General features: G+C 74.0%; 13 protein-coding genes. 4 read left to right on the top strand and 9 right to left on the bottom strand.

The window, feature by feature from the left end; translation table 11 throughout:
- Positions 1-28: 28 nt before the first annotated feature.
- Both CCE02nite_RS21195 and CCE02nite_RS13585 read right to left on the bottom strand, forming a co-directional pair.
- Positions 29-1,456 carry a resuscitation-promoting factor gene (locus CCE02nite_RS21195; RefSeq protein WP_304363335.1) on the bottom strand — a complete coding sequence of 476 codons (1,428 nt, stop codon included), beginning with the start codon at positions 1,454-1,456 and terminating at the stop codon, positions 29-31.
- A gap of 354 nt (positions 1,457-1,810) precedes the next feature.
- A complete protein-coding gene (locus CCE02nite_RS13585; RefSeq protein ID WP_141390158.1) occupies positions 1,811-2,800 on the bottom strand; it encodes a helix-turn-helix transcriptional regulator in 990 nt (329 codons plus the stop codon).
- Positions 2,801-2,860: 60 nt separating this feature from the next.
- Here CCE02nite_RS13585 and CCE02nite_RS13590 point away from each other — a divergent pair, with 60 nt between their 5' ends.
- Complete coding sequence (locus CCE02nite_RS13590; RefSeq protein ID WP_308463697.1) at positions 2,861-3,331, top strand: VOC family protein; 471 nt, start codon at positions 2,861-2,863, stop codon at positions 3,329-3,331.
- A gap of 20 nt (positions 3,332-3,351) precedes the next feature.
- On the opposite strand, the gene CCE02nite_RS13595 is transcribed toward CCE02nite_RS13590, so the two are convergent.
- The 5 genes from CCE02nite_RS13595 to CCE02nite_RS13615 all read right to left on the bottom strand — a co-directional run bounded on the left by CCE02nite_RS13595 (position 3,352) and on the right by CCE02nite_RS13615 (position 10,370).
- Positions 3,352-4,518, bottom strand: a complete 1,167-nt coding sequence (locus CCE02nite_RS13595) for a resuscitation-promoting factor (RefSeq protein WP_141390159.1) — start codon at positions 4,516-4,518, stop codon at positions 3,352-3,354.
- Positions 4,519-4,695: 177 nt separating this feature from the next.
- Complete coding sequence (locus CCE02nite_RS13600; RefSeq protein ID WP_141390160.1) at positions 4,696-5,649, bottom strand: TatD family hydrolase; 954 nt, start codon at positions 5,647-5,649, stop codon at positions 4,696-4,698.
- A 2-nt stretch (positions 5,650-5,651) separates the two neighbouring features.
- On the bottom strand, positions 5,652-7,445 hold the full coding sequence (gene metG / locus CCE02nite_RS13605; RefSeq protein WP_141390161.1) for a methionine--tRNA ligase: 1,794 nt from the start codon (positions 7,443-7,445) through the stop codon (positions 5,652-5,654).
- A 125-nt stretch (positions 7,446-7,570) separates the two neighbouring features.
- Positions 7,571-8,878, bottom strand: a complete 1,308-nt coding sequence (locus tag CCE02nite_RS13610; RefSeq protein ID WP_255318863.1) for a resuscitation-promoting factor — start codon at positions 8,876-8,878, stop codon at positions 7,571-7,573.
- A gap of 238 nt (positions 8,879-9,116) precedes the next feature.
- Positions 9,117-10,370 (bottom strand): PQQ-dependent sugar dehydrogenase, encoded by a 1,254-nt coding sequence (locus tag CCE02nite_RS13615; protein WP_141390163.1) that lies wholly within the window; start codon positions 10,368-10,370, stop codon positions 9,117-9,119.
- A 129-nt stretch (positions 10,371-10,499) separates the two neighbouring features.
- Between CCE02nite_RS13615 and CCE02nite_RS13620 the strand changes: the two genes are divergently transcribed.
- Positions 10,500-10,934, top strand: coding sequence for a phage holin family protein (locus CCE02nite_RS13620; RefSeq protein ID WP_141390164.1), 435 nt, complete (start codon positions 10,500-10,502; stop codon positions 10,932-10,934).
- Between the two features lie 129 nt (positions 10,935-11,063).
- Positions 11,064-11,873 (top strand): SDR family oxidoreductase, encoded by an 810-nt coding sequence (locus CCE02nite_RS13625; protein ID WP_141390165.1) that lies wholly within the window; start codon positions 11,064-11,066, stop codon positions 11,871-11,873.
- On the opposite strand, the gene CCE02nite_RS13630 is transcribed toward CCE02nite_RS13625, so the two are convergent.
- Together CCE02nite_RS13630 and CCE02nite_RS13635 are read right to left on the bottom strand one after the other, a co-directional pair.
- Complete coding sequence (locus CCE02nite_RS13630; RefSeq protein ID WP_141390166.1) at positions 11,857-13,041, bottom strand: aminotransferase class I/II-fold pyridoxal phosphate-dependent enzyme; 1,185 nt, start codon at positions 13,039-13,041, stop codon at positions 11,857-11,859. The genes CCE02nite_RS13625 and CCE02nite_RS13630 overlap by 17 nt on opposite strands.
- Before the next feature lie 116 nt (positions 13,042-13,157).
- Positions 13,158-13,634, bottom strand: a complete 477-nt coding sequence (locus tag CCE02nite_RS13635; RefSeq protein ID WP_141390167.1) for a MarR family winged helix-turn-helix transcriptional regulator — start codon at positions 13,632-13,634, stop codon at positions 13,158-13,160.
- Positions 13,635-13,763: 129 nt separating this feature from the next.
- Here CCE02nite_RS13635 and CCE02nite_RS13640 point away from each other — a divergent pair, with 129 nt between their 5' ends.
- Positions 13,764-14,363 (top strand): isochorismatase family protein, encoded by a 600-nt coding sequence (locus tag CCE02nite_RS13640; protein WP_141390168.1) that lies wholly within the window; start codon positions 13,764-13,766, stop codon positions 14,361-14,363.
- Positions 14,364-14,365 lie beyond the last annotated feature (2 nt).

Raw genomic sequence — 14,365 nt, forward strand, 5'->3', positions numbered from 1 at the left:
TCGGGCGGCCGCGCGTCCTGCTACCCGGTCAGAGAAGACCGAGCTTGGCCGCGCACGCGGGCCACTGGCCCCAGCCCGAGCGGGCCTGGAGCGCCTGGGCGCGCTGCGTCTGCTCGGCGGCCGAGGCCTCCGACGGGAGACCGGAGCCACCCATGGCACGCCACGTCGGCAGCGAGAACTGGTAGAGGCCGTAGTAGCCGTTGCCCGTGTTCGTCGCGGGGTTGCCACCGGACTCGCACTGCGCGAGCGCACCCCAGACGCCACCGGGGGCGGAGCCGAGGTTCGCGGCCGGGGCGGACGAGCCGCCCGACGACGAGGAGGAGGACGACGACGAGCGCTGCTGCGTCTCGACCTTCGGCTGCGGCTTGGGGCGCTCCTTGGTCCCCTGCACGAGGATCTTGTTCACCGGGGGCGTGGTGACACCCTCGGAGACGAGCTCGCGCGACTCCTCGGCGCCGTCGACCGTCGTGACGCGGTGCACGGTCGTGTGGACGCCCTCGACGCCCTCCTGCTTCACGACCGGGTCGAGGTCCTTGAAGCGGTCGGCGTCCTCCTCGGTGACCGTCTCGAACGGGACGGCCTTCTCGGTGGGCACCTCCTCGACCTTCACGCGCTGCACGACGAGCGAGACCGACGCGGCGTCCGCCGCAGCCTCGGCGTCCTCGGTCGCGTCGGCGGTGGCGTCGGCGTCCGCGGCGGGTGCCGCCTCGGCAGCGGCGTCGGCCTGGGCCGCGGCGATCTGGTCGGACTTCTCCACGTGGACGCGGTCGAGCTCGCCGAGCTGGACGCCCTGCTGGTCGAGGATCGCGTCGATGCCGATGCTGCCGTCGGGCGCGACCTTCGTCTCGCCGTCCGCGACGACGTTCACGGGGCCGTCCGTGTCGAGGCGGATCGGGAGGGACGCACGCTCGCCGGAGCGCGACGCCACGAGGCGCACGTCGCTGCCGCGCGTCGCGAGGGTCGTCAGCGCCTCGTCCGCGTCGAGCGCGGTGAGCCAGACGGAGGACTGGGAGCCGTCGACCTGGACGGGCACCTCGCGCCCGTAGCGCACGACGACGTCGCCGCCGCCGCGCAGGGCCGAGTCGACGTCGGGGACGACGAGGTCGCGGTCGCCCACGGCGACGTCCTGCTCGGCGAGCAGGCCCTCGACCGACCCGGCGAAGGTCGTGACGGTGGTGATCTTGCCGTCCACGTCGAGCTCGACGGTCTTGCGCGCGTTGCCGTAGGCGACGGCGCCGGTCGCGAGGAGGACGACGGCGGTGGCGCCGGCCACGAGGGGCCAGCGGCGACGGCGGGCGGCCGTGGCGGCGGGGCTCTGGGGGCTCTCCGCGGGGCCGTCGGTGGTGGTCTCGAAGGGGGTCAGGGGGGTGTCGGCGCTCTCGGGGGCGCCGGCCGCGTCAGCGGTCCGGTGGAAGGGGTTCTTCACTCGGGTCCAGTCGTCGGGGGTCCCGGGCACGGGTGCTCGACGGCGCGTGGGCACCACCCGCGGACCGCGGCGGACGTGCGTCCTCCGCGGCGGGCGCACACGTGCGTCCGCGGGTCTCGAGCGGCCGATCCGGCTGCCGGCGCCACCCCGGCGCCCCTTCCCCAGGGCCCGACGACGGCGCACCGCCCGCGTGGTCCGGGCACGTCTCCCGCGGTCCGGAGGGACCGTGGCAGCGTGCCGTTCTCGCGCGAGCGACGTTCGACCGTAACCGATCCGTTATCGAAGTCCAACCCCCAAGCCGCTACGCTGGGAGGTTCTGTCCGTATTTCTACGCCTATGTCACAGGCACCTCCACGCGCTTCTCACCCGGCGACACCGTCGGCGTCACGCGCGAGGCCCCCCCTCCGCCACGCCTGAGCCCGCACGCCCCGACCGTGCGGCGCGTGCCCCGACCCGTGCCAGCGTCTCCGCGAGCCCGGGCGGGTCGAGGACCGTGAGGTCCACGTCGAGGCCCAGCAGGAATCCCGCGAGCTGGGCGAGCGACGTCCCCCCGGTCTCGAGCACGCACGCGTCGGGGCCGTCGTCGGCGAGCACGCCCGTACCCGGCGCGACCCGGTCCGCCACGACGCTCGCCGGCGCGTGCAGGCGCACGCGGGCGGGGTGCGCCCACGCGATCGACCCCACGCCGCGGACCACGTACGCGACCGCGTCACCACCCGGCACGGGGCGCGGCACGAAGCGCGGGCCACCCGGTGTGCGCAGGCGCAGCCGGTCGACCCGGAACGTCCGCCAGTCGTCCCGGTCGAGGTCGAACGCCAGCAGGTACCACCGCCGACCGACGTGGACGAGCCGGTACGGCTCGACCGCGCGGTCCGTCGCCGTGCCGTCGTGCGCCTCGTACTCGAGCCGCAGACCCGTCCGGGCGGCGACGGCCGCCGCGACGTCGGCGAGCACCCGCGCGTCGACGGCGGGACCGCCCACCGGAGCGCTCGCGACCGCGGCGCGCAGCGCGTCCGCCCGGGCGCGCAACCGGGCGGGCAGCACGGTGTCGAGCTTGACGAGCGCGCGGCGGGCGGCGTCCTCGACCCCCGTGATCGACCCCGTGGCGGCGGCCCGCAGCGACACCGCGACGACGGCCGCCTCCTCGTCGTCCAGCAGGAGCGGCGGGAGCGCGGCTCCCGACCCGAGCCGGTAGCCGCCCGCGGTCCCCGGCGCCGAGCGCACCTCGTACCCGAGGAGCCGCAGCCGCTCGACGTCGTTGCGGACGGTACGGGTCGTGACGCCGAGCCGGCCCGCCAGCTCGGGTCCGGACCACGTGGGACGCGTCGGGAGGAGCGCCAGGAGGCGCAGGAGTCGCACGGAGGTGTCGAGCACGCATCTCATCCTGCCCGATCATGCGGAACCGTACGTTCCGCAAGGGGTCCTACTGTCGTGGTGACGGGTCCCGCCGAGGACGCGACGACCACGACCCCGGGCGCACGCCCGGACGACGACGAGGAGTGCAGCATGCTGCGAGGGATGGCGACGTCGAACCTGTGGGCCGACGACCTGGAGGCCGCGTCCGCGTGGTACGCCCAGGTGCTCGGGACCGAGCCCTACTACGTGGTGCCGGGCGGGTACGTGGAGTTCCGCGTCGGCGACCGTCAGGACGAGCTCGGGATCATCGCCCGGTCGTGGTCACCGCACCCGCAGCCGGAGACGCCCGGCGGCGTCATCGTGAACTGGCACGTCGACGACGTGCGCGAGGCGTTCGCCCGGCTGCTCGCGCTGGGCGCGACCGAGTACGAGGGCGTCGTCGAGCGCGGGCAGGGCGAGGGCTTCGTCACGGCCTCGGTCGTGGACCCGTTCGGCAACGTGCTGGGGATCATGCAGAACCCGCACTACCTGGAGATGCTCGAGCGGTAGCCGACCTCCCGGCGCCGGCGTCAGTACCAGCCCTTGGCCACGGAGTGGGACCACGCCGAGCACGGCGTGCCGTACCGGCTCTCGATGTAGCCGAGGCCCCACGTGATCTGGGTCGCCGGGTTGGTGCGCCAGTCGGCTCCGGCGCTGGACATCTTGGAGCCGGGCAGCGCCTGCGGGATCCCGTACGCGCTCGAGCTCGGGTTGTCGGCGTCGACGCGCCAGTTGCTCTCCTTGGTCCAGAGCTTGTCGAGGCAGACGAACTGGTCGTCGCCCCAGCCGCGCTGGGCCGCGAGCGAACGGCCGATCGCCCGGGCCGAGCCCGGGTCCACCGAGACGGAGACGTCCATCGTCCCGATCTTGATGATCTCGTCGCGCGGCTCCGTCGTGACCGTGCGCGTGAGGACCGTGCGCGAGACCTCGGCGCCGCCGAGCGTCTGGACGGCGTACGTCGTGGTCGCCTCGCCCACGCGGCCGGACTGGACGACCACCCGGTGCCCCTTCGGCAGGTTCGGGTCCTCGACCTCCTCCGTGGCGAAGGGCAGCACCTCGGTGACGGTCGTCGCGGACGCGGCGGCCCGGCTCACGAGGACGAGCATGCCGTCGACCGCGGCCGCGTCGAGCGGCGCGGACGTGCTGTCGCCCTCGGCGAGCACGATGCCGGCCGTCGCGAGCACGCCGCGCACCGTGGGCTCCGCCGTCGTGATGGGCATGACCGCGCCGTCGACGGCGACGTGCACGGTCTTGAGCGTGGAGACCCGGATCGGGTCGCGGCCGAGCGCCTGGGTGCGCGAGACCTCGGTGACGGCGCCCTCGGCGCGCGGCCCGAGGTACGTGAGGAGCTCCCCGACGGTGCGCGCGGTCGTCGAGATCGTCTGGACCTGGCCGTCGATCTCGATCGTCACGTCGTGGCTCGACCGGACGACGATCGTGCTGCCGTCGCGCGCGGGGTCCGCCAGGCCCGGCTCGACGAGGTCCTCCGCGCCGACCGCGACGTCCTGGTAGTCGAGCACCTCGGCGACCGTGCGCCCGTACGCGGAGACGTCGTGCAGCTCGCCGTCCACGTCGAGCGTGACGCTCTTCTGGAGCGAGGCGAACGCACCCGTGACGACCACCAGGCTCGCGACGACGACGCCCTGGGCCGCCAGCCGTTGCAGGCGCCGGCGACCGGTTCCGTCAGGTGCGAGCACGCGCGCGGTCCCTTCTGCGGGGAAGCAGCCCTCGGCGACCGCCGGAGGCGAGGTGGGGCACGTCGTCGGCGCACGGCGCGCGACGCACGGACCCGACCGTAGCCGAAACGTCACCCAGGACGAAACCTCCGGTTCGCCCGGAACGGGCGGTGACGTGTGGCGCCCCGCCGGCCCGCGTCACCAGGGCCCGTAGACCGCGACGGACGTCGCGGCGAGGCGCTCGCACACGTCCGCGAGCGGCAGGTCCACGACCTCGGCGACCGTACGCACGGTCGTCGGCAGCACGTACGGGGCGTTGGGGCGGCCCCGGTACGGGTGCGGCGTGAGGTAGGGCGCGTCCGTCTCGACCAGCACCTGCCCGAGCGGCACCTCCCGCAGGGCCGCACGCAGCTCGTCGTTCGCGCGGAACGTCACCGGGCCGGCGAAGGACAGGAACCAGCCCTGCTCCGCGCAGAACCGGGCCATCGCGGCGTCGCCCGAGTAGCAGTGGAACACCGTCCGCTCCGGAGCGCCGTCGCGCGCGAGCACGTCGAGCACCTCGGCGTGCGCGTCGCGGTCGTGGATCTGCAGCGCGAGGCCCAGCTCCTTCGCGAGGGCGACGTGCGAACGGAACGCCTCGCGCTGTACGACCTCCCCCTGCGGGCCTGTACGGAACAGGTCCATCCCCGTCTCGCCGATCGCCCGCACGCGGTCGTTGCCGCGCGCGATCGTGGCGATCTCGGCGACGGCGTCGTCGAGCGGGACGTCGTGGTGCGGTCGCGGGTCGGGCTCGAGCCCGTCCGGCCCCACCTCGCGGACCCCGCCGTGCAGCACCGCCTCGTTGGGATGGATCGCGACGGCCCCGAGCAGCCGTCCGACGCCCTGCTCGGCGGCCGACGTCGTGTCCCATGCCGCGAGGTCACCGCGCAGCAGGGCGTCCGTCCAGCGGGCGGCGGGCAGGTCGCACCCGACCTGCACGACCCGGTCGACCCCCACGGCCGCCGCCCGCGCGAGGTGGTCCGTGACGCGCGGGGCGGGGACGTCGTCGGGCAGCACGTGCCCGATCGAGTCGAGGTGCGTGTGGTTGTCCACCACGGGGACGGGCAGCGGCTCCGGGTCGGGCGGCCACCCGCGCTCGCGCTGCTTCGCCACGGTCAGGCGGTCTCGCGCAGGCGGTCGAGCTCCTCCTCGACGATCGAGTCGTCGAGCTTGGTGAACACCGGAGTCGGCTTGCCCACAGGGGTACCCGGCACGACGGCCTTCGGCTCCCACGTCGACAGGCCCTCGGCGCGGTAGTCGCCCGTGATGATCGGGTAGTGGCGCGAGTCGTCGTCGAGGTCGGTCACCTCGTCGATGCGCGGCTGCGGCGCGATCGTGCCCGTGCCGCCGAACGCCTCGTGCACCTGCTGCGCCGAGTGCGGCAGGAACGGCGACAGGATCGTGTTGAGGTCGCTCACCGCCTGGGTCACGGTGTGCAGCACGGTGGCGAGGCGGTCCGGGTCGGTCTTGAGCTTCCACGGCTCGGTGTCGGACACGTACTTGTTCACCTCGCCGACCGTCTTCATCGCCTCCGCGACGGCAGCGCGCTGGCGGTGCGTCGCGATGAGCTCCCCCACGCGCCCGAACGCGGTCGTCGTCGTGGCGAGGACGCCCTCGTCGATCGGCTGGCGCTGACCCGGCTCCGGGATGGCCCCGAAGTTCTTGTGCACGAGGTTCGCCGTGCGGTTCACGAGGTTGCCCCAGCCGGCGACGAGCTCGTCGTTCGTGCGGCGCTGGAAGTCGGCCCACGTGAAGTCGACGTCCTGCGTCTCCGGGCCCGCCGACGCGACGTAGTACCGGAACGCGTCCGGCTGGTAGCGGGCCAGCATGTCGCGCACGTAGATCACGACGCCGCGCGAGGACGAGAACTTCTGGCCCTCGACGTTGAGGAACTCGCTCGACACGACCTCCGTCGGGAGCTGGAGGTTCCCGTAGGCCCCCGGCGCCCCGCCCTTGCTCCCCCGGCCGTCGTAGCCGAGCAGCTCGGCCGGCCAGATCTGGGAGTGGAACGTGATGTTGTCCTTGCCCATGAAGTAGTACGACCGCGCCTCCGGGTCGTTCCAGAACGCGCGCCACGCGTCCGGGTCGCCGCTGCGCCGCGCCCACTCGATCGACGCCGAGAGGTAGCCGATCACCGCGTCGAACCACACGTAGAGGCGCTTGCTCGGGTTGGACTCCCAACCCTCCAGCGGGACGGGGATGCCCCAGTCGATGTCGCGCGTCATGGCGCGCGGGCGCACGTCGTCGAGCAGGTTGAGCGAGAACTTCAGGACGTTCGGGCGCCACTCGGTGCGCGTGCGCAGCCAGTCCCCCAGCGCGTCGACGAACGCCGGCAGGTCGAGGAAGAAGTGGTTCGACTCGACGAACCTGGGCGTCTCGCCGTTGATGCGGCTGTGCGGGTTGATGAGGTCGATCGCGTCGAGCTGGTTGCCGCAGTTGTCGCACTGGTCGCCGCGCGCGCCGTCGTAGCCGCAGATGGGGCACGTGCCCTCGATGTAGCGGTCCGGCAGCGTGCGGCCCGTCGAGGGCGAGATCGCGCCCATGGTCGTCTGCTCGACCATGTACCCGTTCTTGTGGACCGTGCGGAACATCTCCTGCACGACGGCGTAGTGGTTGCGCGTCGTGGTCCGGGTGAACAGGTCGTAGGACAGCCCGAGCTGGTGCAGGTCCTCGACGATGACGCGGTTGTACCGGTCCGCGAGCTCCTGGGGCGTCACGCCCTCCTTGTCCGCCTGCACGAGGATGGGCGTCCCGTGCTCGTCGGTGCCCGAGACCATGAGGACGTCGTGACCCGCCATGCGCATGTGCCGGCTGAAGACGTCCGACGGGACACCGAAACCTGCGACGTGGCCGATGTGGCGCGGCCCGTTGGCATACGGCCACGCCACGGCCGAGAGGATGTGGGTCATGCGGGCGATCTTAGTCGGCCCGCGCAGCGCGCCGTGGGGTCGTCTCGGGGGGCCGGACGACGACGGGCCCGCGACCTCGGAGGTCGCGGGCCCGTCCGGAGCCGGTCGGCTCGGGAGGTCCGTGCTCAGTACCAGTTGGTCGCCTGGGAGTGCGACCACGCGCCGCACGGCGAGCCGTACGAGCCGGCGATGTAGTCCAGGCCCCAGGCGATCTGCGTCGCGGGGTTGGTCGCCCAGTCGGCGCCCTTGCTCGCCATCTTCGAGCCGGGGAGCGACTGCGGGATGCCGTAGGCGCTCGACGTCGGGTTGTCCGCCCTCGGGTTCCAGTTGGACTCCTTGGTCCACAGCTTCTCGAGGCACGTCCACTGCGACCCGGTCCAGCCGCGCTCGGCGGCCATGAGCTGCCCGAGCGCGCGGGGGTCCTTGGGCCGCTCCTTGGTCCCCTTGACGACGACCTGGTCGACCGGGGCGGTCGTGACCTCCTGGGTCAGCTGCTCGCGCGACTCCTCGACGCCGTCCACGAGGGTCACCTCGAAGGTCGTCGTGGTGACGCCGTCGGCGCCCTTCTGCGAGACGACGGCCGGGTCGTCGCTGTACCGCGCGGCATCCGCCTTCTCGACGGTCTCGTGGGGCACGGGGGTCGTCGTCTGCTGCTGCTCGACGACGACGCGCTGCACGACGAGCGAGACCGTCGGAGCGCCCGGCTCGGGCGCCTCGACGCGCTGGACGCTCACGCGGTCGAGCTCGCCGAGCTCGATGCCCTGCTGGTCGAGGATCGCGGGGACGCCGACGCTGCCGTCGGGGGCGACGGTCGTCTCGCCGTCCGCGACGACGTTCACCGGGCCGTCGGTGTCGAGGCGCAGGTCGAGCGACGCGCGCTCTCCCGACCGCGACGCGACGAGACGCACGTCGCCCCCGCGCTCGGCGAGGGTCTTCAGCGCCTCGTCCGCGTCGAGCGCGGTGAGCCAGACGTCGGACTGCTCGCCGTCGGCCTGGACGGTGACCTGCTTGCCGAGGCGCACCACGACCTCGTCGCCGTCGTCCAGCGCCGAGCCGGGGTCCGGCGCGACCTGGTCGCGCGCACCGACCTCGATCCCGGCGGCGTCGAGCGCGCCACCGACCGAGCCGGCGAGCGTGCTGACGGTCGTCAGCTCGCCGTCGACGTCGATCGTCACGGTCTTGTCGGCCTCGCCGTACGCGACGGCGCCGGAGCCGACGAGCGCGACGGCGGTGGCCGCCGTGACGATCGACCAGCGGCGGCGGCGCGTGGTGCGCAGCGTCCGCGCGGAGCGGCGGCTCGGCGTCTCGGAGGTCTCCGGGGTGGTCTCGGTGGGGGCGGCGTCCGAGGTCGCGGTCTCGACGTCACGATTCTGGGGCGCGCGGAAGCGGAAGGGGTTGTGCACTCTGGTCCAGTCGTCGGGGGTCCCGGGCACGGGGGTCGACGGCGCACGCGCGCCCCGGGGCGTCCCGCGCCGCGGCGCGGGCGTCACCCGGTTCGACCAGCCGATCCGGCCGTCCTGCGGGCCCCCGGCACCCTGGGTGCTCTACGGAGACCGCGTCCCACGGCCGGCCAATACACCTGTCCCCGGTGAGCGGCAACGCGAGACACTCGACCGTAACCGATTCGTTATCGTGCTCCAAACCGACTGGTCAGCCCGCGGGTCGTGCCCGTCACCCCGTCGGCGTCACCGCGACCCGCAGCAGCCGGTCGTCGCCGTCGCGCGGGTCCCCGCGCCCGTCGGTGTTGTTGGTCAGCACGTACAGCACGGAGCTCCCGTCGTCCCCGAGCGGCGTCGCCGGGTCCACGAGGACCGCGCGCAACCGGCCCCGGTCCGTGAGCATCGCCTGCGGCGCCCCGAACGCGTCGGCCGACGTCCCGCCGTCGGGCGACGCGAACGGCACGCGCCACAGCGTCCGGCCCCGCAGGCCGGCCAGGTACGCGCCCTCGCGGGTCACGGCCAGCCCGCTCGGCGAGGCGTCCGACGTCGCCCACGTCGCCACGGGGTCCACGAACCCCGCCTGGGTGCCGCCCACTCCCTCGACCTCCGGCCAGCCGTAGTTCCCGCCGGGCACGACGACGTTGAGCTCGTCGAACGTGTCCTGCCCGAACTCCGACGCGAGCATGCGGCCCGTCACGTCCCACCCGACACCCTGGACGTTGCGGTGCCCCAGGCTCCACACCGGCGAGGCCGGGTCCGGGTTCCCCGGTGCGGGATCGCCGTCCACCGTCAGACGCAGGGTCTTGCCGTTGAGCGCGCCCGCGTCCTGCGCCGCACCGCGCTGCTGCGCGTCCCCCGTCGTCACGTACAGGTAGCCGTCCGGCCCGAACCCGAGCCGACCGCCGTCGTGCGTGGAGGCCGCGGGGATGCCCTGGAGGACCGGGGTGAGGGCCGACAGCTCGCGACCGGCGAGCGTCCCCCGCAGGACCTCGTTGCCGCCGTCCGCGGTCCGGTAGACGAACACCTCCCCCGGCGCCGCGCCGCCCTCGGGCCCGACCGCGACCCCGAGCAGGCCCGACTCGCCCCGCGCGACCGTTCCGTCGCGCAGGTCGTCCGCGCCCGGCCCCGTGACCGGCTCGACGGCGCCCGTCGCCGGGTCCACGACGACGAGCCGGCGCTCGTCGCGCAGCGAGACGAGCAGCGTCCCGTCCGCGAGCGCCGCGAGTCCCCACGGCGCGGGCAGCCCGGTCGCGACCTCGGTCACGTCCACCCGCACCTCGGGCACGACGACGAGCCCGGGCTCCGGCGCGGGCGCAGGGGTGCTCGTCTCCGCGGGTTCGCTCGGCTCTGCGGTGGCCGTCGTGACCGACGGGCCGGGGACGGGTCCCGGACCGTCGTCGGGGGTGCACCCGGTCAACAGCACGGCGACGATCCCGGCCACGACGGTGAGCCGCGCGCGGCGTGACGACGACCCGTGGACACGCATGCGCCCATCGTCGCGCGCCGTGGGCGCCGTCGCACGTGCCGCGCTCGCCGCGCACGACGGCCGATCCGCGCCACACTGGAGAGAAGGAGGCGGGTCCTCCCGCCTCACCGGCCCTCAGGGAGGGACGCCATGAACCCGAAGGTGCTCAGCTTCGTCGTCGCCGCGGTCGCGTACGGGGTGACGCTCGGCATCGCCGACCTGGTGCTCGAGGGAATGACCATGAGCTGGCTGTGGGGGCTCGTCGCGGTCGCGCTCTTCACCGTGACGATCACCCTCCTGCGCCCGCTCGTGGTGCGGCTCCTCGGCAAGCACGTCCACGGCTGGACGTGGACCCTGGGGATCGTCACCGTGCTCGGCTCGCTCATCGTCACCACGCTGCTGTCCCCGTCGAGCGGGTTCGACATCGACGGCTTCTGGACCTGGGTCTGGGCGACGCTCATCGTCTGGGTCGGGACGGTCGTCTACGACCTGGTCGACGACCGCGCCGTCGCCGCGGCGGGGCGTCAGGTCGACAGGTACCAGGGGCGTCACGGTCGGACGCCGCCCACGGCGGCGCCGGCCTGACCCCGGACCCTCAGGACCTCTGGCCCGACGACCCGGTCCTTCGGCGGCCACGCGCCCACCCGCGACGAGGCACGCTGGTACCGGAAGCTCCCCCGAGGGCCGGAGGAGCCGGCGAGGAGGTCGGTACGCATGTCGCGGTCGTACGTGGTCACGGGTTCGGCGTCGGGGGTGGGTGCGTCCACCGCCGGGCTGCTGCGCGACCGGGGAGACCGCGTGGTCGGTGTCGACCTGCGCGACGCCGAGGTCGAGGCCGACCTGAGCACCCCCGACGGCCGGGCGGCCGCCGTCGACCGCGTCATGGCGCTCACCGACGGGCGCGTCGACGGGGTCGTCGCGTGCGCGGGCATCGCCGCCCCGGTGCCGAAGACCGTCGCCGTGAACTTCTTCGGCGTCACGCGGCTCCTCGCCGCGCTGCTCCCGGCGCTCGAGCGGTCGGACGCGCCGCGCGCCGCCGTCGTCTCGTCCATGGCGACCCTGCAGCCGGTGTCCGACGAGCTCGTCGCCGCGTGCCTCGCCGACGACGAGGACACGGCGCTGCGCGTCGCCGCGACGCTCGCGGACCAGGGGCCCGCGGTCGGCTACCTCAGCTACCCGTCGTCCAAGCGGGCGCTCTCGAGGTGGGTGCGGCGCGAGTGCGTCACCCCCTCGTGGGCGGGTCGAGGGATCCCGCTCAACGCCGTCGCCCCGGGGACGGTGCTCACGCCCATGACGTCCGCGCTGCTCTCGACCCCGGAGTCCGCCGCCATGGTCGACGCCGCCGTCCCGATGCCCCTGCACGGGCACCAGTCGCCAGAGTCGGTCGCGAGCCTGCTGCTGTGGCTCACCGACCCGGCGAACACCCACGTCACCGGGCAGACGATCTACGACGACGGCGGCGCCGACGCCGTGCTGCGCGGGGACGACGTGTGGACGGGGACGACGCCTACGCCAGCCGGGTGAGGCCGCGCTTGAGGCCGCGGATCGCCTGACCGATGCGGTGCTCGTTCTCGATGAGCGCGAACCGCACGAACTCGTCGCCGCCGGGACCGAACCCGACGCCCGGGGACACGGCGACGTCGCACTCCTCGACGAGGTGCGTCGCGAACTCGATCGAGCCCATGTCGCGGTAGGGCTCGGGGATGCGGGCCCACGCGAACATCGTGCCGCCGGGCTTGTGGATGTCCCAGCCGATGCGCTGGAGGCCGTCGTACAGGGCGTCGCGACGCGACGCGTAGACGGACGAGATCTCCTGCGGGAACTCGGTCGCCTCGTTGAGCGTCACGGTCGCGGCGATCTGGATCGGCTGGAACGTGCCGTAGTCGAGGTAGCTCTTGAGCTTGGCGAGCGCCCCGACGACGTCGCGGCGCCCCACGAGGAACGCGACGCGCCAGCCGGCCATGGAGAACGACTTCGTCATCGAGTACAGCTCGACCGCGACCTCGCGCGCGCCCTCGCACTCCATGATCGACGGCGGACGGAACCCGTCGAACGTCATGTCCGCGTAGGCGAGGTCGTGCACGAGCACGACGTCCTTGTCCCGGGCCCAGTCGACGAGCCGCTGGAGGTCCTCCTTGGTCGCGACCGTCGTCGTCGGGTTGTGCGGGAACGACAGCACGACGACGCGCGGCTTGGGCCAGCCCAGCTCCCAGGCCTCGATGATCCGGTCGATGTACCCCGCGGCGTCGGTCCCGTCGCCGATGGGGACCTGGCGCGCGTCGGCGCCCGCGAAGTAGGGGCCCCAGATGTGGATGGGGTAGCTCGGGGTCGGGACGAGCGCGACGTCGCCCGGCTGCAGCAGCACCCACATGAGGTGGCTGAAGCCCTCCTTGGCGCCGATGGTCGAGATGATCTCCGTGTCCGGGTCGAGGCTCACGCCGAACCGGCGCTGGTACAGCCCGGCCACGGCCTCGCGGAGCTTGGGGATTCCGCGCGATGCGGAGTAGCGGTGGTTGCGCGAGTTCTGCGCGGCCTCGGCGAGCTTGTCGACCGCGACCTGCGGGCTGGGCAGGTCGGGGTTGCCGAACCCGAGGTCGACGACGTCGCGCCCCGCTCGGCGTGCCTCGATCTTGAGCCCGTCGATGATGGTGAAGACGTAGGGCGGCAGACCGGGGATCCGGCGGAACTCCATCGCAGTGCTCCAGCTCTGTGCGGGGTGCCCGGGCGCGGGGGTGCGCGCGGGTCGCGGGTCTCGCAGGGTACGCCTGCTGCCGGACGCCGCGCGTCCCGTCTCGTCGGGACGGGCGCTCAGCCCTCCCAGCCGAGGTTGCGCGCCATGCGCTCGAGCGTCGCGACCGTCTGCGCGTACTCCGCGCGGCTGATGCCGTCCGCGACCCGCTCGCGCGAGACCGACACCGCGTCGAGCAGGTCGTGATAGGCGTGGTTGCCCGCGACGGTCACGGACAGGCTGCCCGAGCCGTCGCGCGCGACCCAGCCCCGCCGCACGAGGTCGTCGATCTCGGCCGTCACGGCGCTCGCCCCGTGGCCGACCCCCGGGGCCGCGCCCGTGAACGGCGAGAGGACGCCGTCGACGCTCGTCTCCTCGCTCACGCCGTCCCGGATCGTGTTGAGCACCTGCCAGTGCCGGCGCGTGAGCCCCGAGTGCTGGAACACGCCGTCGAAGCTCTCGTCGATGAGCCGGTCCACGAGCTTGAGCCAGTACCCGATGGGGCGCTCCGGCGCACCGGCAGGAGGCGTCGCGGCGGGCGTCGGGTCGTCGCTCATCGGGTCCTCCCGGGTGCTCGGGTCACGGCTGCTCCCACTCTCGCACCCGCGCGCGGGACGCGCCCGGCGGGCCCGGCCCCCCACGCGCAGGCTCCCCCACGCCCCCGTCCCGGGTGGCAGAGTGGGCGCATGAGCGAGAACACTCCCGCGGTGCGCCGCGCGCTGATCGTCGTCGACGTCCAGCCCACGTTCTGCGAGGGCGGGGAGCTGGGGGTCGCGGGCGGGAACGCGGTCGCGCAGCGGATCGCCGACCACGCGCGCGACCACCGAGACGCCTACGACCTCGTCGTCACGACCCAGGACTGGCACGTCGACCCGGGCGAGCACTGGAGCCCGGACCCCGACTTCGTCGACACGTGGCCCCCGCACGGGATCGCGGGCACCCCGAACGCCGAGCTGCACCCCGCGCTGGCCGGCCTCGCGCCCGACGCCGAGGTGAAGAAGGGCGAGTACCAGGCCGCGTACTCCGGCTTCGAGGGGGTCGACGTCGGCGGCCGGCCGCTCGCGGACGTCCTGCGCGACGCCGGGATCGAGGCGGTCGACGTCGTCGGCATCGCCGAGTCGCACTGCGTGCGCGCGACGGCGCTCGACGCGCACGCGCTCGGCCTCGCCACCCGGGTCCTCACCGACCTCACCGTGCCGGTGACGCCCGAGCTGGGCGCCGCGGCGCGCGAGGAGCTCGCGGCGGCAGGGGTCGCGCTCGAGCCGAGCACCGCCGTCGGGCGCTGACG

The sequence above is a fragment of the Cellulosimicrobium cellulans genome (genome assembly GCF_006539945.1).
Lineage (GTDB): Bacteria > Actinomycetota > Actinomycetes > Actinomycetales > Cellulomonadaceae > Cellulosimicrobium > Cellulosimicrobium cellulans.